The organism is Janthinobacterium kochi, from assembly GCF_051380715.1.
Classification (GTDB): Bacteria; Pseudomonadota; Gammaproteobacteria; order Burkholderiales; family Burkholderiaceae_D; genus Janthinobacterium.
In genome coordinates, this window is record NZ_JBNYXO010000001.1 from 402,299 (window position 1) to 423,082 (window position 20,784).

Here is a 20,784-nt window from a genome sequence, read left to right on the forward strand (position 1 = left end):
TTTCCTGAGTCGGCTCTTTCAAATGATGGCTTTGATGCAGAAGATGGTGTGGCCCGGCTCCTGGGGATCCTGGACGAATTCGAATTCCAGCGGCTCGCTGGCGTCGCGCGCCATGGTAAGAAAACCCAGGCCCGCGCCCTTGCTGTCGGCCGGCGTTTCCTCGCGTAGCGCCTTTTTATAGGCAAGGCGGATTTCTTCCATCGTCATGGTGTGCAGCGGCTCCAGGCGGGCGCGGATTTGCGCCACGTTGTCGGTCGAGACAGGGTTGGCGCACAGCAGGAAAAAGCTGTCGCCGCGCGTGCCGATGCAAAATGAGCCGCGCCGCATCTGCTGGTCCAGTTGCGCATCGGGCGTCAAGCTGTCGGCGGAGTAATGCATGATGTTTTGCGACATCTCGATAAATGAGGAAAAGATGCGCCGCCGCGTGGGCCCGGCCGCGCCGGCCGTGTCGAGGCGCGCCTTGATGGTTTCGGAAATGGCGCTCACCACGTGCTGCGAGAAATAGCCCACGTAAAAAAAGATGATGTTGCGCTTGCGCGCCACATCCCAAAACTCGTTGAATTCTTCGTACAGCACGTCCGTGCTCCTGGCTAGCCGGTGACCCGGTTTCTTGTTGATAAGGTGGCTCGATGGCGCCAAAACTACAGGCGGAAACAGAAAAAGGTCAGGTCGTCGCGGCGCGGCTGCTCTCCCTGCCAGGCGGCGCTATCCTGCAGCAGCGCCGCCGCCACGTCGCTGGCGGGCGCGCCGCGCTGCGCCAGCAGCTGCTCGCGCATGCGTCGCTTGCCATAGGCGATGTCGCGCGCGCCGCCGATCTGGTCGAGCAAGCCGTCGGTGGTGATGAACAACAGGCTGCCGGCGGGGATGGCTAGCGTCTCGTTGTGCCAGCAGTAGTCGGCCGGCGTATCGACATAGCCCACGCCCATGCGCGCGCCATCGATGGCGCGCACGGCCTCTTCGCCGGGCGCGACCACGTGCAGCGCCAGTTTCGCGCCGGCGAAACGCAGGCTGGCGCTGGCGTCGTCATGGCACAGGAAGGCGCAATCCATGCCGTCGTTCGAGCCGGCGTTGCCGCTGCCGGCGCCGTCCTGGCCCAGCAAAGTCTTGATGGCGCGGCTGACGGCGCCGATCAGGGCGGCCGGGTCGCGCGGCCCCAGTTCGCGCAAGGCCTGGCTCAGGGCCGACGAGGCGATCAGGGTCATGAAGGCACCCGGCACGCCGTGGCCCGTGCAGTCGGCGATGGCGGCGAACCAGCCACCTGCGTGGCGCTCGAAGAAGTAAAAATCGCCGCCGACCACGTCGCGTGGCTGCCATTCCAGGTGCGCATCGGGCAGGGTGGCGCGCAATTCCGCGCTTGATGTGCGCAGCAGGGCGCGCTGGATCACGCTGGCGTAATCGATGCTGTGCATGATTTGCCGGTTCTTTTCGGCCTGCATGGTGGCTACCACGTTCATCAGCTGCAAGCCGAAGCCCACGCCGGCCAGCGCGCCATCGGCGGTGATGATGAAGCCGTCGGCCAGCGCCTTTTCGCCCGCTTCCACGGCGCGGAAGGTGAGGTCTTCGATGCTCATGGCGCCATCGACGATCAGCGGCTCCTTGTCCATGAAGGCGATGCAGCTCTTCTTGCCGTACACCTCGTGGTAGAAGGGCTTGGACATCTGCGACATGAAGATGTTGCGGCTGATCAAGCCGATGGGCCGCTGCTGCTCCGTGACGGGCAGACTCATCATGTCGCGCCGTTCCGTGAACAGCTCGAGCACGGCGAAATTGCTGGCGTCGGCCTGCACCGATTCCGTGGGGATGCACAGATCAAACGCCACGGAGGTGCGATAGCGGGGAAGATGCAATCGAGAAGCGTTGAACTCCACAGCGGTTACCTTTACATGACGATCGGCCCCTTGTTGTCGCGACGGCAAGGCGACTGACAAACAGGCAATATCATCATGGTAGCCTTGGAATATGACGGCTTGATTACCCGCTTGTCAAAACCGTATGCAAGATGGCTGCATGGCAAGCCGGTGCCGGGCCTACAGGCGCCGTGCCAGTGCCTGCGCCTGTTCCAGCCAGCGCGCGCGCTGCGCCTCGGTGGAATTCAAGATGGGGCCGAAGCTGGCCACCCTGACCGGCTTGATGCCGCAAAATTCCAGGGTCGTCTTGCGCAACTGGTGGATGCCGGGCATGTGGTAGACCCAGCGGAAATACCAGGGCGGCGTGTCCATCGTCACCAGCAGTTGCGCCGTGCGGCCTTTCAGCAACTGGGCCGGGAATGCCTTGCCGGGACGGTACTTGAAGGCGTAGCCGGGCAGGAAGACGCGGTCGACAAAGCCTTTCAGCAGGGCCGGTGCGCCGCCCCACCAGATGGGGTAGGCGAACACCAGGTGTTCGGCCCAGCTGATGGCTTCCTGCGCCGCCAGCAAATCCGCTTCCAGCGGCTGCACCTGGCGGTAGCCTTCGTGCAGGATGGGGTCGAAGTCCAGCTGGCCCAGGCGCAGTTCGCGCACCGTGTGGCCGGCCGCGCGCGCCGTTGCCACGTAGGCGTCGGCAAGGGCACCGCAAAAACTGTCGCTGGAGGGATGGCCGAGGATGACCAGGATGCGTTTTACGATAACTGTCGCCATGCTGCATGCTTTCAAAAAAAGAATAGCTTGCATGTTAAAGCCTGCCCCTAGTGGCAGAGTCAAGCGCCGGTTTCAGGCCGCCGCCGGCAGGGCCTGGCCCGCCAGGCAATCCTGGATTTCCATGTCGATCTCGCCCAGCTGCGCATCGAGCCGGCGCAGGTGCGCGATATCCTGCTGTACTTGCGCGCGCTTGGCGGCGATATGCCGGGACAGAGCGGCCCAGTCGGTGTCGTCGCCGGCCAGGATGGGCAGCAGCTCGGCCAGGCGAAAGCCCAGCGCCTGCGCCTGGCGTATGAGTTTGACTTGCGCCAGGTCTTGCTGCGTGTAGACGCGGTAGACGCCGGAACGGCGCACGTCGCCCAGCAAGCCCAGCGCTTCATAGTGGCGCAAGGCCTTGGGCGAGGTGCCCGCCAGGCGGGCGATTTCTCCGATGTACATGGCTGTCCTTTATCAAGCTTGAGCGAATCTTACCGCAAGGCAGCGTTGCCTTGGGCCGCTCAAGCGCGACTTCAGGCCCGGCGCGGCGGGATTTTCTTCGCCGTGCATTCTGCGCAAGTGCCATACAGCGACAGCGCATGTTCATGCAGCACGAAGCCCCGCTCGGTAGCGATTTCATTTTGCCGCAGTTCGATGCCTTCATCGACGAATTCATCGACCTTGCCGCAACCCGTGCAGACAAGGTGGTCATGGTGCTGGCCTTCGTTCAGTTCAAAGACGGCATGGCCTGATTCGAAATGCCGGCGGAACAGGATGCCCGCTTCGGCAAACTGCATCAGCACGCGGTAGATGGTGGCCAGACCCACGTCGATTTTTTCAGCCAGCAAGAGTTTGTAGACATCGTCCGCACTCAGGTGCTTGATCGTGCCTTCTTGAAACAGCTGCAGAATCCGCAAGCGGGGGATGGTCACTTTCAAGCCCGATTCACGCAGTTCCCTCAATATATCCATGTCTCCCATTCCTTGTATAGTCGCCTAGCGAGGTACGTCATTATATCGCAAATGATAATCATTACCATTCTCATGTGCGAACCGGACATAGTATGCTGCGCGCGCAGGCGGCAATCCAGTGACATCTGTGCAAGTGGTGATTGCGCGGCGGGCAACTGGGGTCCGCCTGGCGCGGCGGGCTGGCCGCCGGAGAAACGGGGGCAATGCGAGCGGCCACGCTGCAATGCCGCATTTTCTTGATCTGGGTAAAGAAAAAAATCGCTTTAGTGATGCCATCTAGCACTATTTGATGTGGATCAAAGTTTTTGTTGCACTGCACTCTTAGACTTCGCAGCGTTACTTAACGACAAAAAAGAGGGAACTAGAATGAAGAAGTCCGCAACTGCAGCAGCAATCGTCCTGGCCGCCATCGGCGCATTCGCCGGTAATGCAATGGCGCAGGAAAGCCCATGGCTGGTGCGCGCCCGCGCCGTGCACATCGATCCGGCCGATAAATCTACGCCTCTTGGTGGCACCGGCGCATCCGACCGCGTGACGGTCAGCAGCAAGACGATTCCTGAAATCGATATTTCGTACTTTTTCACACCGAATATCGCTGCCGAGCTGATCCTGACCTACCCGCAAAAGCATGACGTCAAGCTCGACGGCGGCAAAGCCGGCACCTTCAAGCACCTGCCACCGACGCTGTCGCTGCAATACCACTTCATGCCTGAAAAACAGTTGAGCCCATACGTGGGTGCTGGCGTGAACTACACGAATATCTCGGATGTCAAAATTCCTGGCCTGCGCCTGGAACACGACAGCTGGGGCTTCGCGCTGCAAGCCGGTGTCGACTACAAACTGGACAAAAACTGGTCCTTGAACTTCGACATCAAGAAAGTACAGATCCGCAGCGACGTCATGACCGCTGCCGGTGCCAAGGTCAGCGAAGTCAAGATCGATCCTATCCTGATCGGTGTAGGCGTCGGCTACCGCTTCTAAGCATGGCATGACAGCGCCCGCGTGGCGCGCAGAATAAAAAAGGACGGCCGGGTTTGCACCTGGCCGTCCTTTTTGCATTGTCTGCGCCGGTTTATTTTTTCAGTGTCTTTTCCAGCGCCAGCTGGTAGTCCGTCTTTTCGTAGCCGGCCAGGTATTTGTTCGTCGCGTCGAGGAAGGCGCGCGAACGGTAGGCCGCTTCCAGGTCCTTGACCCATGGCTTGGCTTTGTCAGCCGTGCGGATGGCCACCAGGTTGATGTAGCTGTCCGAGATCTTTTCCACGGCGAGGGCCGACGTCAGCTTCATGCCGGCGGCCAGGGCGAAGTTACCGTTGACGAAGGCGTAGTCGGCATCCGCCAGCGAACGTGGCAGCTGCGCCGCTTCCAGCGGCACCAGTTTCAGCTTCTTCGGGTTTTCCAGCACGTCGCGCTCGGAAGCGCGCAGCGGATCGACGTTCGGTTTCAGCTTGATCCAGCCCATCTTTGCCAGCATGACCAGCGCGCGCGCCTGGTTGGTCGGGTCGTTCGGCATGGTGATGGTGGCGCCGTTTTTGACTTCCGCCAGGGTTTTTTGCTTGCCGCCGTACAGGCCGATCGGCATGGTCGGCACGGTGATCAATGGGCTCAATGGCAGCTTGTTATCGGTGGCGAACTTGGTCAGATACACGATGTGCTGGAACACATTGGCGTCCAGCGACCCCTCTGCCAGCGCGTAGTTCGGCTGCACGTAGTCGTTGAATTCGACGATCTTGACCTTGTAGCCCTGTTTTTCCAGGATAGGCTTGATGCCCAGCTTCAGCTGGTCCGAATACGGGCCGGAGCTGGTACCGATGACGAGTTCTTTCGGGTCCTTGGCGTAGGCAGCGGTGGCGAAGGCCAGGCTGGTGGCGGCCAGGAGCAGGTTGCGGCGAAGGTGGTTCATGTAGGTCCTTGTATCTGAATAGGAATTAACGTTTGTCTAGGCGCTTGGCGATGCGCGTGCCGGCGAACTGGATGGTTTGCACCAGCACGATCAGGATGGCCACGGTGACGACCATGATGTCCGTCTCGAAGCGGTAGTAGCCGTAGCGGATGGCCAGGTCGCCGATGCCGCCGCCGCCCACCACGCCGGCCACGGCCGAATACGACAGGAAGCTGATCGACAGCACGGTCAGGGCCAGCACCAGGCCGGAGCGCGCTTCGACCAGCAGCACGCGGAAAATGATCTGCATTTCCGACGCGCCCATGGCATGCGCCGCCTCGATCACGCCGCGCGGCACTTCGCGCAGGTTTTGTTCCACCAGGCGCGCAAGGTAGGGAATGGCGGCGAACGACAGCGGCACGGCAGCCGCCAGCGGGCCGATCGATGTGCCGGCGATGATGCGTGTAAACGGCGTCAGGGCGACCAGCAAAATGATGAAGGGGAAGCTGCGCACGGTATTGACCAGCCAGCCCAAAATCGTCGACAGCGGACGGTTTTCCAGCGACTGGCCTTCCGAGACGAGGAACAGCACAATGCCCAGCGGGCCGCCGATCAGGATCGCGGCGGTGAGACCGATGCCCAGCATGGTCATGGTCTGGCCCAGCGCCACCCAGATTTCCGGCAGCAGCTTGATGACGTTATTGATCGATTCTTCAAACATGTGTTGCATCCTTCCATGCGGTGGCTTCAAACGCCTCGGTGCCGTAATACGCCAGCTCGCGTCCCAGCGCCGTCTTGCGCGCGGTGGCCGTGTCGCTCAAATCGAATTGTTCGGCGATGGCGCCGTTTTCCACGACGGCCACGCGGTTGCAGATGGCGCCCAGCACCGACAGTTCATGGCTGACGATGACGATGGTCACACCCAGGCGCGCATTGATGTCGCGCAGGGTGTCGAGCAGGGCGCGCGTTGTTTCCGCGTCCAGCGCGGAGGTCGGCTCGTCGCACAGCAGCACGTCGGGGTGGCTGGCCAGGGCGCGGGCAATGGCCACGCGCTGTTTCTGCCCGCCGGACAATTGCGCCGGATAGCTGTGCAGCTTGTCGGACAGGCCCACGAGGGCCAGGCATTCCTCGACGCGGGCGGAGATCTGCTCGCCCTTGGTGGTGCCATGGATTTTCAAGGGGAAGGCGACGTTGTCGAAGACGCTGGCGTTTTGCAGCAGGTTGAATTGCTGGAAAATCATGCCGATGTTCTGGCGCGCGTCGCGCAATGCGCTCTTGCCCAGGCGGGTCAGTTCGCGCCCGGCTACGGTAATGGTGCCGCTGTCGGGACGTTCGAGCAGGTTAATCAGGCGCAGCAATGTCGATTTGCCGGCGCCGCTCTTGCCGATCAGGCCGAAAATATCACCGGGATAGACTTCCAGCGTGACCGATTTGACCGCGTGGAATTGTTCGCCCTTGGGCAGCGCGAAGGTCTTGTTGGCGCCATCGATGCGAATCACCGGCGTACGGTGTGGTGTGGTCATGCAGTGTTTCCTTTTTTATTGGACCGTGACAGGCTTGCTTGCAGGGGCCAAATCGCCCGGCCTGCCACGTCGGTTGCGTAGTATACCTCCGATCGTGTTATTACTCCTACGACAGAATCTTGCTTTGAATATGCAAATAATGTCTATGCGTCGGTTTTCAAGTTGAAAAAGCGGGAAAGTGGCGGTCTTGCCGCATTTAATTGCGCGCACTGGCGCAGCGAGGCCGCATCTTGGTGAAAAGTTCGACGCGCCCTGCGTGGGCATCACGGTGTTTTTATGTGAAGTTTGGCCGACTTGCCGTTTTTTCGACGCGGGCAGGGCGGTTTATTGCCTGCCAATGCCTTCTTCGCGGGCAGATTCTGCTCCGCTGGCGGCAGGGCCTTCGGGACGCCGCAACAGGTAGACGAGGACGGCGATTTCCATGGCGCCCACCATGGCGATGACCCACCACGGCGGATGGCCCAGGCACATGGCGACAAAGCCGATGGCCATGCCCAGGCAAGCCATGGCCTTGCCGCGCCGCGAAACGGCGCGGTGTTCGCGCCACTGGCGCAGCGGCGGACCGAAGCGGGGATGGTGCAGCAGCCAGTGCTCGAGGCGCGGCGAGGCGCGGCTGAAGCAGGCCAGGGCGAGGATCAGGAAAATTGTCGTCGGCATGACGGGCAGCATGGCGCCGATGATACCCAGCAGTACCATCACGGCACCGGCGGCGGTCCAGGCCCAGCGGCGCAGGCGCACGCCATGCGCTTCGCGCAGAGGTGTATGGGCGTGCGGCTCCTGCATCAGGCCAAGGCGCCAGCTGTCAGGCCAAGGCTGCGGGACGGGGAGGTGGTGGGGTGCGCGTTCACTGTGCTCTTATCGTGGCGGGTGGCCGTCATGTTTTTTCTGCTCTGTTTTCGGCTCTATTATGGATGAATCAAGGCGACGCTGCATGCCCGCCAGGGCCGCGATGATAACCATCTCATAGAATAATAACAAGAATCATTCTCATTAATGTATTATTTGAGGCGCTGGATAACGCTGGATATTTTTGACAATGCAGACAATAATCGGCAGCAGAAGGCGCTGTCGCGGCCAGTATCGTCCTTATTATCGATTTTATCGATGCTAACTAGGCATATTTTCCGTTTTACATCGATCTTCATGCCATGCATAATCTGTTGCAACTGAAGCCAGACAATCAGCCGCATGCGCCGTTCGCCTGCAGCTGCTTGCGGTTTTGACATCCTCCACTCCCAATCAGGAATTTACAATGAAAAAACTGCTCGCTTTTATCGCCGCCGCCGGCTTCTCGCTGTCCGCCGTTGCCGCTCCTGAAGTCTATGTCATCGATGGCAGCCACACCTTCCCCCGCTTCGAGTACACCCACATGGGTTTCTCGACGCAGCAAAGCCGTTTCAATAACACCACCGGCAAGGTCACGCTGGACCGCGCCGCCAAGACGGGCGCCGTCGAAGTGCTGATCGACACCAAGTCCGTCGATACGGGTTCGACCCTGTTCAACTCGCACATCCAGGGCGAAGACTTCCTCGACACGGCCAAGTATCCGGTCGCCACCTACAAATCGACCAAGTTCAACTTTGATGGCGACAAGCTGGCCTCCGTGGAAGGCAACCTGACCCTGAAAGGCGTGACCAAGCCAGTCACCCTGACCGTCACTTCGTTCACCTGCGCACCGCACCCGATGCTGAAGAAAGACGCTTGCGGCGCCAACGCCACGGCCAAGATCAAGCGCACGGAATTCAACGCCGGCAAATATGCGCCAGCCGTCAGCGATGATGTCACCTTGACTTTCGCTATCGAAGCGATCAAACAATAAACTGCTGGGGTCAGTCACTGCGTGATTGGAATGTTCCCCATTGGGTAACATTCCCCCGGCGGGTCTGACCCCACATTTTCGCTGCAACGTAAAAAGGCGGCGGACATCGGTCCGCCGCCTTTTTTTCGTCTCTACACAGTGGCTCAGGACAGGTGATGCACCTCCTGCTGCCCATACACGGGTGTATCGAGCCCCTCCATGCGCGCCTTCAGCTGCAGCGACAGGTATTGTGAGTAGTGGCGCGACTGGTGCAGGTTACCGCCGTGGAACCACAAGGCTTGCTGCTGCGTGGGCTTCCACATATTGCGCTGTTCTCCCTCCCACGGACCCGGGTCCTTCGTCGTGGCGGAGCCGAGGCCCCACACCTTGCCCACCTTGTTGGCCACCTCGGGCGAGATCAGGTCGGCCGCCCAGCCATTCATGGAGCCGTAGCCGGTGGCGTACACCACCAGGTCGGCCGGCAGTTCCGTGCCGTCGGACAGTACGATGGAATGGCTTTTCAGCTCCTGCACGCCGACGCCGCTTTTCAGCTTGATCTTGCCGTCGGCGACCAGCTCCGAGGCGCCCACGTCGATATAGTAGCCGGAGCCGCGGCGCAGGTATTTCATGAACAGGCCGGAATCGTCGTCGCCGAAGTCGAGCATGAAGCCCCGTTCTTCCAGGCGTGCATAAAAATCCGCGTCGCGCTCGCGGATGGCCTTGAAGACGGGTTTCTGGAAGTCAGCCAATATCTTGTATGGAATCGAGGCGAACGTCAGGTCGGCCTTCGCCGTCGTCATGCCGGCCGCCAGCGCCCGTTCCGAATACAGGTCGCCCAGCGCCAGGTCCATCAAGGAATCGGACTTGACGATGTGCGTCGACGAGCGCTGCACCATGGTCACGTCCACGCCCGCTTCCCACAGGGCGGCGCAGATATCGTGCGCGGAATTGTTCGCGCCGACAACCACCACTTTCTTGCCGACATACGCGTCCGGCCCCGGATGCTGCGACGAGTGCTGCTGTTCGCCCTGGAACACGTCCATGCCCTTGAACTTGGGCATGTTCGCCTTGCCCGACATGCCCGTGGCCAGCACCAGCTGTTTCGGCTTCAGGGTGACGGGTTGGCCGTCGCGCAGCACTTGCACCGTCCACTCACCGGTAGCTGCGTCAAAGCTGGCCGATTCGCATGACGTCGAACCCCAGTAGTTCAGCTCCATCACCTTGGTGTACATCTCCAGCCAGTCGCCGACCTTGTCCTTCGGTGTGAAGACGGGCCAGTTATCCGGAAAGGGGATATACGGCATGTGGTCGTACCAGACGGGGTCGTGCAGGCACAAGGACTTGTAGCGCTTGCGCCAGCTGTCGCCGGGACGCGCATTTTTCTCGATGATGATGGTTGGGACATTGAGCTGGCGCAGCCGCGCACCCAGCGCGATGCCGCCCTGGCCGCCGCCGATGATGACGCAGTAGGGCTGGCGCGCGTAGCCCAGTTCCGTCGCTTCCTGCTCGCGCTGTTCCAGCCAGCTGCTGCGGTCCGTGCGTGCGCCGTGTTCCGCGCCCATGGGCCGCCGGCCGCCCTTGGCTTCTTCAAAACCCTTCAATTCGCTCATGGTGGTGAGCAGGGTCCAGATCTTGCCGTCGCGGATGCGGAGGAAGCCCACGCCGCGCGCCACGTTCGTTTCCACCGTGATCCAGCTTTGCAGCACGCCACCGGCTTCCAGCGCATGTTCGCCGTCGGCGATGCGGATGGAAACGGGCTGCACGGCGCCCAGTTGGGCGGCCAGCATGGCGGCGATCTGCTCGCGGCCTTCCAGGGTTTTCAGGTTCCAGGTAAACAGCACCAGGTCGCGCCAGTAGCCGTCTGGTTCGAACAGCTGTGCGGCGCCCTTGCTGTCACTGGCGCGAAGACAGCCTTCGAGCTGCTCCAGGATGCCGGCCACGGCCAGGTCGTGCGGGTTGCTATCGGTTTGCATCGTGTCTCCTCCAAGTCTGCTGACTTTATGATGGGATGCGGCTGTGTTGCCGCTGACGATGTTGTAACACTGGCGTTCTGGCCCCGCATCCTGCAGTGCAGCATGGCGGCGTTTGAGACGGAAATCTCAGCTTTTTCTGTTGCTTACTGCCGGTGCGGCGCCACGATTTTCAAGTGCTTGAGGCGCCGGTACAGCGTGGCGCGCGAGATGTCCAGCATGGCCGCCGCCTGCAGTGGGCGCCATTTGGCCGCATGCATGGCGTTGACGATGCGCGTGCGCTCGGCCAGCTCCGGCGGCGTGTATTCCACGCTTTCTTCGGCCGCCGGTACCTCGCTTGTGGCGCGCAGGCGCGCGCTGGCCTGGCGCAGCGGCGCGCGCAAGCGGGCGTGCAGCCAGGTGCTGCCGCCGGCCAGGCGCAAGGACAGCAGACTGCGTCCCGCGCGCGCATCGAATAGCCGCTCGGCGCGCACTTCCAGTACCTCGGCGACGGGGCGCGGCAGGCTATCGAGGCCCCCGATGACGTCGCGCGCGCAGCCGTTGGCGGCGACGACGTTGCCATGTTCGTCGATGGCGAGCAGTATCTCCGGCTGCACTTCCACGAAGTGGCGGTTGCGGTGCGCCAGCAGGATGCAGCAATGGCTGTAGGATTTCAGGAAAAAGCCGTCCTCGATCAGGGTCGCGCCCTGGCGCACCAGCTGCCTAACCAGACGCTGGCTGTCGCGCGCGTCGGGCGAATTCAAGGCCGAGGCATCGAGCACGCCGATCAAATCGCCATGCGGCGAAAAGATCGGCGCGGCGCTGCACGTGAGGCCCGTGAACGCGGCGCGAAAATGGTCGGTCTTGTGCACGGTGATGGCTTCGTGGTCGAGCAGTACGGAGGCGATGCCGCAGGTGCCTTCCTCTTCTTCCGACCAGCACGAACCGGGATACAGGCCCGCCTTCTTGAAATCCTTGCGCTGGTCCGTGTCGACCGCGTAGTCGATCGTCACGCCGCGCGCATTGGCGAGGATGACGCAGTAGCCCGCTTCACGCACCATGGCGTGCAGGCGCGGCAGGCACTGGCCCGTGGAGCGCAGAAAATTTTCCTCGGACTGCTGGATGGCGCGTAGTTCGGCACCCGTCAGGATGCGCGGCCCCGTGGTGGAGGCGGGGTCGAGCCGGTAGTCGTCCAGCGAGCGCCGGTACGACGAGGCCAGCCTGGCCGTGTCGGCCCCTGGATTGACGATACGGCCGGCAATCAGGTCGCGCACGCGGTCGATATGGCTGGTCTGGCGGACGTAGGGCATGGCGCTCTCCAGTGTCTCGTGTCTGGTTTTGATGGTGTTTTGCTTGTTGTCTCCGTTTTTAGCACGAAGCGCCGGGCAGCGCATCCTGCGCTGCAGCATGGCGCGCGCGTGAGACGTTTGTCTCAGTGCGTGGGCCGCACAACAGGGGGCTGTGTGGCAAGATAAAAAGTTTCTCTGTTAGCATCCATCGCATGAAGCGAGCGCCGTTGCCGGCGCCAGCCATGACAGGAGAATATGCATGAAGACACTGCCACCAACCCGCCGCCTGGCTCTGGCTGCAGCCTGCCTGGCACTGGCCGCCGGCGCCCATGCGGCAGCGCCTCTGTCGGCCGCCGCCAGCGATCCGGCTGCATTGAAATGGATGGTGGGCGCGCCGCCGCCAGCCGATAAAATCATCCGCTTCGACGATGGCAGCTATTTCAATTTCCCCCAGCTGCGCTGGAGCGTGTCGCACTTCCGCCAGCTGATGCCGACGGTGGAGGTGTCGCGCGGTCTGACCGCGCCCGTGCCTTTGCCGCGCGCGCTGCGCAAGGATATCGACAGCCTGCGCTTCACGCCCCTGGGCGCGAAGGAAACCATGACCTGGGAGCAGTCGCTGGGCGCCAACTACACGGATGGCATCGTGGTGCTGCACCGGGGCCGCATCGTGTATGAACGTTATCTTGGCGTGCTGAAGGACAGTGGCCAGCATGGCGCCATGTCGGTGACGAAGTCCGTGATGGGCACCATCGGCGCGGCGCTGGTGGCCGAAGGCAAGCTCGATCCGGACAGGAAAGTGGCACAGTATGTGCCGGAACTGGCCAAATCGGCGTTTGGCGACGCCACCGTGCGCCAGGTGCTCGACATGACCACGGGCCTGAAATTCAGCGAAGACTATGCCGACCCGAAAGCGGAAGTGTGGCAGCATGCGGCGGCCGGCAGCCCGCTGCCCAAGCCCAAGGATTACACGGGGCCGCGCAGCTATTTCGAGTACCTGCAAATGGTGCAGCACGAAGGCCGGCATGGCGAGGCGTTCGGCTACCGCACGGTCAACTCCGACGTGCTGGGCTGGATCATCGCCCGTGTCACGGGGCAGAGCGTCAACGAATACCTGTCCGAGCATATCTGGCAAAAGCTGGGCGCCGAGCAGGATGCCTACATGACCGTCGATTCGACCGGCACGCCGTTTGCCGGCGGCGGCTTGAATGCGGGCTTGCGCGACCTGGCCCGCTTCGGCGAGATGCTGCGCAATGATGGCCGCTACAACGGCCAGCAGATTTTGCCCAAGGCGGCTGTCGAGGATATCCGCCGCGGCGGCGACAAGCAGCTGTTCGCCAAGGGCGGCTACGATTTGCTCAGGGGCTGGAGCTACCGCGACATGTGGTGGGTCACGCATAACGACCATGGCGCCTACATGGCGCGCGGCGTGTACGGCCAGCGCATCTATATCGATCCGAAGGCGGAAATGGTGATCGTGCGTTTTGCGTCGACGCCGACGGCGGCCAATGCGGCCAACGACCCGACCACCACGCCAGCCTTCGACGCGCTGGGCAAGCTGCTGCTGGCCAAGCCGAAATAGGCTGCCAGCCGTGCGGCGGGCTGGGCACAACTGGAATACACTATCCTTTTGTCATTAACTGTTGCCTGAATGGAAATTCATGCGCCGCACGCAAGGGAAGCACACCGTGGAAACCAGCTCGCCAGATCAACCGCACCCGCCGCTCTGGCGGCGCCTGCTGTGGCCAATCGCCCAGCTAGGCTCGGCCTTCAAACTGACGGGCACGCATCTGTTGCACCACGTGATCGGCGCCAGCCTGATCGCCGCGCTGATGCTGGCGCTGGAAGGTTTTCACGTGCTCGAATGGCTCGATGCGGCGATGCTGCGCGCCAGCGCGGAACAGGGGCAGCTGCTGAACCGGGGCAAGGACCCGGGCGCCGCCTACCGGCCCGGCATCATCGAAATCGACCAGCCCGCGTTCGAACGGGTCTTCGACGAGCGTGAACCGCTGGAGCGTTCACGCCTGGAGCAATTGATCGCCAGCGCTGCCGCGCGCGGCAGCAAGGTGCTGGCCATCGACCTGGACCTGGCGCCGGCCGTGTATGAACAGCACAAGGCGGGTGAGCGGCCGCTGGACCGCCTGCTCGACCGGCTGGCCGCCGATGGCCGGCAACTGGTGCTGATCCTGCCCGAACAATCGGACCGGAATGCGAACCTGCCCTGGATACGCGCGCGCTGCGCGGCCGGCATCCACTTCGCCAGCCCGCAGATCCGCGAACGCATGGGTGCCGTCACGCGCATCGAGCTGAAAAGTCCTGTGCTGGCGGCCGTGGCCTTCGAGCTGGCGCATGGCGCCGACGAGCAAGAGCAGAAGCAGCCCATGCCTGCCGTCTTGTCCGAGCAAAAGGAAGTGCTGGCGCTGGCTGGCCGCGTGTGCCAGTTGGCGCGGCGCACGGACAGTGAAAAGGAATTGGCGCGCTGGGCGTTCGAACCCGTGATCCACGGCGACGCCAAGGCGGCGGCCGAACAGAACGCCGTCACCGCGCCGTTTCACCCGGCCGCCGTGGCGCCGCAATTCCTGAACCCCACGCGCGCGGGCGTCAAACTGATCGATGACCAGGCTGGCGTGGCGGACGATACACTGCGCAAGAACGTCGTGTATATCGGCAGCACGTACGACGTACGCGACCGTTATACGACGGCCGAAGGCGAGCAGGCCGGCCTGCACCTGCATGCGGCCGCCCACACGTCGCTGGGCATCGGCACGGCCGACGTCAACAAATATGCGGTGTTCGTGGCCGACATCGTCATCGGCGTGCTGCTGGGCTGCCTGTTCGGCGGCCTGTGGACGCTGTACGGCCGTGCCGCACTGGCCATCGACCGGCGCATGCAAGACCACGATTTCAGCCGCCTGCACCGCATGGGCACCCTGGCTGAATTCTATGGCATCCGCTTGATGCTGGCCGCCGTCTGGGCGTCGCCGTTCGTCATCGGCGCCTTGGCCATCTACCTGTCGCGCGGCTTGCTCGAGCAGGGCTGGTGGGTCAACCCCGGCCCGCTGATCGCCGGCATGTTCCTGCATGCGATGTCGCTGCGCGACGAAGCCCACCATCCGCACGAAGAAGTGCCTGGCCTGTCCGTCTGGGCCCAGCTGCGTCGCACGCATCCCGGCATCGTGCTGGTGCAGGCACCGTTGGCGGTGTTGGTGTTGGTGGTGGCGCTGGTGTAGGGTGGGGGACAGGCTGCGCTGGAAGCCGATCAGCCGATCAGCTTCAACCCCGGCGGCAGCGCCTCGCCCAGCATGCGCTTGGTAACAGCTTCATCCAGCTGCGTCACTTCGCTGACCATGGCCTGCCACAGGGGCGGGGCGCCGACGGCTTTCAGGCGGGCGAGGATGGTTGCCCTTAGCTCGTCGGCGATGTCGCGCGAGCGGTCGCCTGTCATGCGTGCCAGGTGGGTAGCGGCAAACGCCGCCGGTTCCACTTTTTTCCAGTCCAGCGCCAGCAGCATAGTGAGCCATTCGGCCACGGTGGCGCTGTCGACCACTTCATGCGCGCTGCCGTGGAAGGGCTGGCGCGCGCCCACCCTGGCCAGCGCCCACAGGGTATTCGTATCCGCCGCTTCTTCCTTCTTGCTGGCCTTTTGCAGGCGTTTCAGCAGCCAGGCGCCCACTTCCGCCTTGTAGGCGCCCGGGATGCGCTCGAGCGAGGCGCCCAGGCGCAGCATGTCGTCGTCGCTGCCGTTCACGAGGGTGACGGGGCGGCTGCCGCGCTGGGCCGCATCGGCTTGCAGGTTGAAGGCGAAGTCGTCGAGCAGGCGCAGTTGCTGCTGCGTGCTCAAGCCGCCGGCGACTCTGCGCCACAGGGTCCACCATTCGGCGCACACCTGGCTGTCCTTGTGATGCTGAATACCCGTGTCGAACAGGGCCCACAGCTGCTCGATGCGCCACGGGTCGAGCGCGTCGCCGTAGCCGGGCCGCAAACAGTAGCCTGCCAGGTTCAGCCAGACCCGCTCGTGCTCGGCGGAGCGGCGCCGGCCACGCGCGCGTTGTAGCAAGGCGTCGAACAGCTGGCGCAGCAATGGCGTATCCCAGCTCTCGCGCCCGCCCAGCCCCCGTTCCAAGTGCTGGCGCAGCTGGCGCACGTCCTTGGTGTCGACCTTTTGCGCCTTGCCGCCGAAGATGCGCTCGATCTTCTCGACCGCTTCCTTGATGCGTGGCGAGACGGCGTGAGCCTCGCCATCGCCTTGCTCTTCCTGACCAGCGCGCAACTGGAATTCCAGCAGCCAGCGCTGGCTGGCATCGGCTGCGGCCACGCAGTGCACTTCCAAAGTGCCTACCTCGGTCATGACTGTCGCCAGTTGCACGGTGATGTCGCGCTTGTCGCCGCCTTCCGCTTGCAGCACGCTGGCCAGCGGTGGCAGGCGCAAGTATTCTCCGGCATCCAGGTCGATGATCTCGCCCAGTTGCGGCGGCGTGCCCGCCTCAAAGAGGGACGTGGCCAGGTGGAAGCGCACGGGCCGGCCCAGGCGCAGCGCGAACAGGCGCTGCGTGAGGCAGATTTCCTCGCCGCTGGTGCTGCCACGGGGCAGGATGCAGACGGCGCGGTGTTCCTTGCCCGCTTCGCCCAGCACGAGGAAGTAGCTGCGCGGCGAACCGCCGCCGATGCGCGGCGCCTGGCCACGACGCGCCAGCGCGTAGGCGACGGCGCCACGGGCCACGGCCACGTCGGGATTATCGTTGTGCAGTATGGTCAGGGGCTGACCCCGCCAGTGCGCCAGCGTCTCGGCCAGGCGTCGCGCCAGCGCATCGGCGCGGAACACGCCGCCGTTCAGCAGCAGGGTGTCTGGCAGTTCGCCGGCGTGCTGCTGCAGGAAGCTGGCCAGGTGGCGCGTGATGGCCGCGTCCTGGGCATACGGCAGGCCGAATTCGACGATGCCGGCGCGGCCTTTCCTGGCCACCTCGCCCAGTTCCACCTTTGGGAAGTAGCCGTCGACCACCAGGGTCGCCACTTCCTCGCGCGTGATGTCGATGGAACGGCTGCCACCGATCAGGCGCGAGCCCGCGCCCAGCAGGGTGACGCTGGCGCTCTCCGGCGCATCGTTCGACAGCAGCAATTCCTTGGCGGCGCGGCAGCGTTCCATCAGCTGCGACAATCGCGCGGCGGACAGCTTCATGCCGCCTTCGGCACCTGCCGCCATGCGCGTTTCCACCAGGTGGGCCAGCGCCAGGTCCATATTGTCGCCGCCAAGGATCAAATGGTTGCCCACGCTGCTGCGCGTGAGCTGCGGTTCGCCATCGTCACCGAAGGCGACGTCGATCAGGCTGAAATCGGTGGTGCCGCCACCCACGTCGCAGACTAAAATGCGGCGGGTATTGGCCAGGTCGTCGCGCAAGGTGGCGCGCCGGCGCTGCAGGTAATCATAGAACGCCGCCTGTGGTTCTTCCACCAGGCGCAAGGTGGGCAGGCCCGCCATGCGGGCTGCCTCCAGTGTGAGTGCGCGCGAACCCTCGTCGAACGAGGCGGGGATGGTCAGCACCAGTTCCTGCTCTTCAAGGGGCGCGTCGGGAAAGCGGTGATTCCAGGCGGCGCGTACATGGGTGAGGTAGCTGGCGCTGGCCGCCACGGGCGACACCTTGGACACCTCGGCATCGGCACCCCATGGCAAGATCGGCGCCTGGCGATCCACGTTCGCATGCGACAGCCAGCTCTTTGCGCTGGTGATCAACCGGCCGGGTACCTGGGCGCCGAGCTGGCGCGCGAGCGCGCCCAGCACTGGCGGTTCCTCGCCCGCCGCCTCGACTTGTGGCCACGGCAGCTGCAAGTCGCCCGCCGCCAGTTCGCCGGCGGCAGGGTGGTAGCGCAGCGAGGGCAACAGGGGGCGTGCGCCCACTTCGCCGGGAGCGACCAGTTGCTCGATGGCGAACAGGTTTATTCCTGCCTGCGCATCGGCCGCATTGGCATAGGCCACTACCGTGTTGGTGGTGCCCAGGTCGATGCCGACCAGGAAGGCCGGCTTGCCCACAGCGCTGCGCATGCTTATGGCTGCGGCGTGCCGCGCACGTCGAATTCCACTTTCCAGCGCTCGGCGCCGTCAGGGGAAACGGCCAGCAGCTCCAGCGTGCCCGCTTCCGTGACGCGCGCGTGCAGTTTCACTTGCACCACGTCGCCGGCCGACCGGCCTTCGGCGGATAACGTCGCCTGGATTTCGCTCAGCTCCTGCAATTCATCGGGGCCCCAGAAATCGAGCAGGTCGCCGATCTGGTCGTTGCGCCGCGTGGACGAGGCGAAGAAGCGGAAGTGCACAGGTTCGCCCACCACCAGGCCGAATTGCTGGCCTGGCAGTTCCAGTTCGCTGCCTTCTTCCATGCCAAACGGCGCTACGCACAGGGCCTGGATCGGCGGTTCCATGCCGGGGATGGCCGGCATGGCCGATTCGATGGCGACGTAGAAGGCGCTGGCCGTGCCGCCGCGGATGCGCACGCCATGGCCGCGCCGCACGTAGCTGTAGTAGGCGGCGCCACGCGCCACGGCCAGGTCCAGGTCGGCCCCGGCCAGCATGCGCGCCGGTTCCGCGCCTTCCAGGTACAGCCAGTCGTTGACTGTCGCCATGATGCGCTGCACCAGCAGGTCCGACTTGAAGACGCCGCCGTTGAACAGCACGGCCGTCGGGTGCAAAAAGCTGGCGCCATCCGCCTGGCGGCCGGCAAAACCTTCCAGTTCGCTGGTGGCCGCCAATTGCCGGCCCAAAAACGCCGCCAGGTGGCGCGTGATGGCCGCGTCCTGCGCATATGGCAAGCCCAGTTGCGTCAGGCCGGCGCGCGTGCGCACGGCAGGGCGGCTCGACGCTTCCACCTGCGGGAAGAAGCCGTCGAGGATGAAGGTGGACACTTCCGCGCGCGTCAGTTCCGTGCGGATGGAGCCGCCGATCAGTTTCGAGCCGCGGCTCGGCACGACTATCGGTGCCGTTTCCATGCCGCTGTCGGCCAGCAGGCTTTCCTTGGCGCTGCGGCAGCCATAAGTGAGCGCGCGCATCTGCCAGGCGTCGAGGGTGGTGCCGTTGGCGGCCAGCTTGCGGGCCACCAGGTGGGCCAGTGCCAGGTCCATATTGTCGCCACCGAGCAGGATGTGTTCACCGACAGCCACGCGGTGCGGTTCCAGCACGCCATCGCGTTCGAGCACGGCGATCAGCGAAAAGTCGCTGGTGCCGCCGCCCACGTCGACGACCAGGATGATGTCGCCCGGCTTGACTTCCTTGCGCCAGCGCCCTTCGCTGGTCTGGATCCAGCTGTACAGGGCCGCTTGCGGCTCTTCCAGCAAGGTCAATGCGGTGTAGCCGGCCGCCTGCGCCGCTTCCATCGTCAGCTCACGCGCGGCCGGGTCAAACGAGGCGGGGATGGTGACGGTGATTTCCTGCTCGGCGAACGGCGCTTGCGGGTGGGCGTTGTCCCAGGCCTGGCGCAAGTGCGTCAGGTAGCGCGTGGCGGCCGTGATGGGCGAAATGCGCGCCACTTCCGCCGGCGCGTCGTTTGGCAGGATGGCCGCGCGGCGGTCCACGCCCGGGTGGCACAGCCAGCTTTTCGCGCTGGAGACCAGACGGATGGGCGTGGTGGCGCCGCGGCTGCGGGCCATTTCGCCCACGACGAACGGTGCTTCGGCTTCCTCGGTGACCCAGGGCAGGGCCAGGTCGCCCGCCGCCACTTCGTCGGCGTGCGGCAGGTAGACGAAGGAAGGTAGCAGAGGCAGCTCTTCGACGGTGCCGGGCGCCGATAATTGCGGCACTTTCAGCACGCCATGGCTGGACTGTTCGCCATCGCTTTCGACCAGGTTCACATACGACAGGGCGCTGTGGGTGGTGCCCAGGTCGATGCCGATGGCGTAGCGCGGGCCAGGGTTGACGGTATCGTTCACAGTTCCACCTCGGCTGGCGCCAGGATGGCGGCGTCGTGCTGCTCGATCAGTTTCGGCAGGCGCACACTGGAGGCGCGCCAGCCGCGGTGGCTGAGTGTGCCCGTGAATGGCGCGGAACCGACGACGTTGCCCGTCAGGCGTACCTGGGCGCTGTCAAAGCCTTCCTGCAGGACGATGCGGCTGCCTTCGGCTTCCTGGCGCACGGCCTCGATGGTGAAGTATTCGCGCATCACCTTGGCGCAGCCTTCGTGCACCACGCGGGCGGCCGCGCCGATGTCGGCATCGGCATGGCTGCCCAGGTTTTCCTGGGTGAAGTCGATCAGGCGCGCTTCGCGTTGCAGCAGGGCCAGCAATTGCAGGGCGGCGTCCGGTGTCGCTTCCTTCAAAATGATGGGTGCGGCGGCTGGTGCCGGGGCAGGGGCCACCGGCACCACGGGGGCGGCCTCGGGCAAGGACAGTTTTTCCACGCGGGCCGCATAGGCGGCGTCCGACAGGGTGCTGAAGAAGGCGCCGAAAGCCAGCGGGATGCGGCGCCAGAACGATGGGTGGGACGATGAAGTGTTCATAGGGAACTCGTTTCTCTGATCTGTAGGGGTGGCGTCGGCGGCGGGGGCCGCTTCGCAGGGTAGTGCATGTGCCGCGCCAATATGGCCGGCTGCGTTTGCCCGCATGATACCAGCTACGGCGCCGGCGCCAAAGCCGCAGCGGCCGCTCACTGCGGGGAACAGGCCGCATTTTTATTGCGCTGGCGCAGAAGAACAGCGGATAGGCCCGTCTTTCGACTAAAATCGCCCCTTGTTTTTTCCTCATGATTTTTATGTGGCAATAAACTTGGCATGCGCAAGGCCACGCATCACGCTTAACTAACAAGAT

19 protein-coding genes are annotated in these 20,784 nt (G+C 63.8%); 4 read left to right on the forward strand and 15 right to left on the reverse strand.

The genetic code is table 11. The features are described from left to right. Positions 1-18: 18 nt before the first annotated feature. The 5 genes from ACQ4WL_RS01940 to fur all read right to left on the reverse strand — a co-directional run bounded on the left by ACQ4WL_RS01940 (position 19) and on the right by fur (position 3,565). Positions 19-576, reverse strand: coding sequence for a SiaB family protein kinase (locus ACQ4WL_RS01940; RefSeq protein WP_071322933.1), 558 nt, complete (start codon positions 574-576; stop codon positions 19-21). A 65-nt stretch (positions 577-641) separates the two neighbouring features. Further along, positions 642-1,847, reverse strand: coding sequence for a SpoIIE family protein phosphatase (locus ACQ4WL_RS01945; RefSeq protein WP_436507703.1), 1,206 nt, complete (start codon positions 1,845-1,847; stop codon positions 642-644). A 180-nt stretch (positions 1,848-2,027) separates the two neighbouring features. Beyond that, complete coding sequence (locus ACQ4WL_RS01950) at positions 2,028-2,618, reverse strand: NAD(P)H-dependent oxidoreductase (protein WP_436507705.1); 591 nt, start codon at positions 2,616-2,618, stop codon at positions 2,028-2,030. Between the two features lie 72 nt (positions 2,619-2,690). Continuing rightward, a complete protein-coding gene (locus ACQ4WL_RS01955; RefSeq protein WP_436507706.1) occupies positions 2,691-3,056 on the reverse strand; it encodes a MerR family transcriptional regulator in 366 nt (121 codons plus the stop codon). Positions 3,057-3,127: 71 nt separating this feature from the next. Continuing rightward, positions 3,128-3,565: a ferric iron uptake transcriptional regulator gene (gene fur / locus ACQ4WL_RS01960; protein WP_426070441.1), complete on the reverse strand. Its 438-nt coding sequence runs from the start codon at positions 3,563-3,565 to the stop codon at positions 3,128-3,130. Positions 3,566-3,931: 366 nt separating this feature from the next. On the opposite strand from fur, the gene ACQ4WL_RS01965 reads away from it, so the two are divergent. Beyond that, positions 3,932-4,546, forward strand: coding sequence for an OmpW/AlkL family protein (locus ACQ4WL_RS01965; protein WP_436507707.1), 615 nt, complete (start codon positions 3,932-3,934; stop codon positions 4,544-4,546). Positions 4,547-4,637: 91 nt separating this feature from the next. Here the strand turns inward: ACQ4WL_RS01965 and ACQ4WL_RS01970 are convergent, their stop codons facing one another. The 5 genes from ACQ4WL_RS01970 to ACQ4WL_RS01990 form a co-directional block, all read right to left on the reverse strand. Then, positions 4,638-5,465: a MetQ/NlpA family ABC transporter substrate-binding protein gene (locus ACQ4WL_RS01970; RefSeq protein WP_436507708.1), complete on the reverse strand. Its 828-nt coding sequence runs from the start codon at positions 5,463-5,465 to the stop codon at positions 4,638-4,640. A 25-nt stretch (positions 5,466-5,490) separates the two neighbouring features. Then, positions 5,491-6,165 (reverse strand): methionine ABC transporter permease, encoded by a 675-nt coding sequence (locus ACQ4WL_RS01975; RefSeq protein ID WP_436507709.1) that lies wholly within the window; start codon positions 6,163-6,165, stop codon positions 5,491-5,493. Further along, positions 6,158-6,967: a methionine ABC transporter ATP-binding protein gene (locus ACQ4WL_RS01980; protein ID WP_436507710.1), complete on the reverse strand. Its 810-nt coding sequence runs from the start codon at positions 6,965-6,967 to the stop codon at positions 6,158-6,160. Before ACQ4WL_RS01980 ends, ACQ4WL_RS01975 begins: the two co-directional genes overlap by 8 nt. A gap of 324 nt (positions 6,968-7,291) precedes the next feature. Continuing rightward, entirely contained in the window at positions 7,292-7,750 is a 459-nt protein-coding gene (locus ACQ4WL_RS01985; protein ID WP_436507712.1) for a YbaN family protein, read from the reverse strand. Positions 7,751-7,965: 215 nt separating this feature from the next. Beyond that, on the reverse strand, positions 7,966-8,193 hold the full coding sequence (locus tag ACQ4WL_RS01990; RefSeq protein ID WP_436507713.1) for a hypothetical protein: 228 nt from the start codon (positions 8,191-8,193) through the stop codon (positions 7,966-7,968). 26 nt (positions 8,194-8,219) lie between these two features. Here ACQ4WL_RS01990 and ACQ4WL_RS01995 point away from each other — a divergent pair, with 26 nt between their 5' ends. Further along, entirely contained in the window at positions 8,220-8,786 is a 567-nt protein-coding gene (locus ACQ4WL_RS01995; RefSeq protein ID WP_436507715.1) for a YceI family protein, read from the forward strand. Between the two features lie 143 nt (positions 8,787-8,929). On the opposite strand, the gene ACQ4WL_RS02000 is transcribed toward ACQ4WL_RS01995, so the two are convergent. Together ACQ4WL_RS02000 and ACQ4WL_RS02005 are read right to left on the reverse strand one after the other, a co-directional pair. Continuing rightward, positions 8,930-10,738, reverse strand: a complete 1,809-nt coding sequence (locus ACQ4WL_RS02000; protein WP_436507716.1) for an NAD(P)-binding domain-containing protein — start codon at positions 10,736-10,738, stop codon at positions 8,930-8,932. A 143-nt stretch (positions 10,739-10,881) separates the two neighbouring features. After that, positions 10,882-12,024, reverse strand: a complete 1,143-nt coding sequence (locus ACQ4WL_RS02005) for a sigma-54-dependent Fis family transcriptional regulator (protein ID WP_436507717.1) — start codon at positions 12,022-12,024, stop codon at positions 10,882-10,884. A gap of 238 nt (positions 12,025-12,262) precedes the next feature. Between ACQ4WL_RS02005 and ACQ4WL_RS02010 the strand changes: the two genes are divergently transcribed. Next, the gene (locus ACQ4WL_RS02010) at positions 12,263-13,582 is read left to right on the forward strand and encodes a serine hydrolase domain-containing protein (RefSeq protein ID WP_436507719.1); all 1,320 of its coding nucleotides are present in this window, start codon (positions 12,263-12,265) and stop codon (positions 13,580-13,582) included. A gap of 79 nt (positions 13,583-13,661) precedes the next feature. Beyond that, positions 13,662-15,230: a CHASE2 domain-containing protein gene (locus ACQ4WL_RS02015; RefSeq protein WP_436507720.1), complete on the forward strand. Its 1,569-nt coding sequence runs from the start codon at positions 13,662-13,664 to the stop codon at positions 15,228-15,230. Positions 15,231-15,259: 29 nt separating this feature from the next. On the opposite strand, the gene ACQ4WL_RS02020 is transcribed toward ACQ4WL_RS02015, so the two are convergent. From ACQ4WL_RS02020 to ACQ4WL_RS02030, 3 genes are read right to left on the reverse strand one after another with little or no spacing between them, the layout of a single operon-like run. Further along, a complete protein-coding gene (locus tag ACQ4WL_RS02020; RefSeq protein WP_436507722.1) occupies positions 15,260-18,037 on the reverse strand; it encodes an Hsp70 family protein in 2,778 nt (925 codons plus the stop codon). 2 nt (positions 18,038-18,039) lie between these two features. Then, complete coding sequence (locus ACQ4WL_RS02025; RefSeq protein WP_436507723.1) at positions 18,040-19,911, reverse strand: Hsp70 family protein; 1,872 nt, start codon at positions 19,909-19,911, stop codon at positions 18,040-18,042. Continuing rightward, entirely contained in the window at positions 19,908-20,477 is a 570-nt protein-coding gene (locus ACQ4WL_RS02030; RefSeq protein WP_436507724.1) for a DUF2760 domain-containing protein, read from the reverse strand. Before ACQ4WL_RS02030 ends, ACQ4WL_RS02025 begins: the two co-directional genes overlap by 4 nt. Between the last annotated feature and the right edge of the window lie 307 nt (positions 20,478-20,784).

What these genes read in the sequence shown, in the direction of transcription:
- ACQ4WL_RS01950 (WP_436507705.1), bottom strand. Translation starts at nt 2,618, where the DNA reads ATGGCGACAGTTATCGTAAAACGCATCCTGGTCATCCTCGGCCATCCC.
- ACQ4WL_RS01955 (WP_436507706.1), bottom strand. Translation starts at nt 3,056, where the DNA reads ATGTACATCGGAGAAATCGCCCGCCTGGCGGGCACCTCGCCCAAGGCC.
- fur (WP_426070441.1), bottom strand. Translation starts at nt 3,565, where the DNA reads ATGGATATATTGAGGGAACTGCGTGAATCGGGCTTGAAAGTGACCATC.
- ACQ4WL_RS01965 (WP_436507707.1), top strand. Translation starts at nt 3,932, where the DNA reads ATGAAGAAGTCCGCAACTGCAGCAGCAATCGTCCTGGCCGCCATCGGC.
- ACQ4WL_RS01970 (WP_436507708.1), bottom strand. Translation starts at nt 5,465, where the DNA reads ATGAACCACCTTCGCCGCAACCTGCTCCTGGCCGCCACCAGCCTGGCC.
- ACQ4WL_RS01975 (WP_436507709.1), bottom strand. Translation starts at nt 6,165, where the DNA reads ATGTTTGAAGAATCGATCAATAACGTCATCAAGCTGCTGCCGGAAATC.
- ACQ4WL_RS01980 (WP_436507710.1), bottom strand. Translation starts at nt 6,967, where the DNA reads ATGACCACACCACACCGTACGCCGGTGATTCGCATCGATGGCGCCAAC.
- ACQ4WL_RS01985 (WP_436507712.1), bottom strand. Translation starts at nt 7,750, where the DNA reads ATGCAGGAGCCGCACGCCCATACACCTCTGCGCGAAGCGCATGGCGTG.
- ACQ4WL_RS01990 (WP_436507713.1), bottom strand. Translation starts at nt 8,193, where the DNA reads ATGTCAAAACCGCAAGCAGCTGCAGGCGAACGGCGCATGCGGCTGATT.
- ACQ4WL_RS01995 (WP_436507715.1), top strand. Translation starts at nt 8,220, where the DNA reads ATGAAAAAACTGCTCGCTTTTATCGCCGCCGCCGGCTTCTCGCTGTCC.
- ACQ4WL_RS02000 (WP_436507716.1), bottom strand. Translation starts at nt 10,738, where the DNA reads ATGCAAACCGATAGCAACCCGCACGACCTGGCCGTGGCCGGCATCCTG.
- ACQ4WL_RS02005 (WP_436507717.1), bottom strand. Translation starts at nt 12,024, where the DNA reads ATGCCCTACGTCCGCCAGACCAGCCATATCGACCGCGTGCGCGACCTG.
- ACQ4WL_RS02010 (WP_436507719.1), top strand. Translation starts at nt 12,263, where the DNA reads ATGAAGACACTGCCACCAACCCGCCGCCTGGCTCTGGCTGCAGCCTGC.
- ACQ4WL_RS02015 (WP_436507720.1), top strand. Translation starts at nt 13,662, where the DNA reads ATGCGCCGCACGCAAGGGAAGCACACCGTGGAAACCAGCTCGCCAGAT.
- ACQ4WL_RS02020 (WP_436507722.1), bottom strand. Translation starts at nt 18,037, where the DNA reads ATGCGCAGCGCTGTGGGCAAGCCGGCCTTCCTGGTCGGCATCGACCTG.
- ACQ4WL_RS02030 (WP_436507724.1), bottom strand. Translation starts at nt 20,477, where the DNA reads ATGAACACTTCATCGTCCCACCCATCGTTCTGGCGCCGCATCCCGCTG.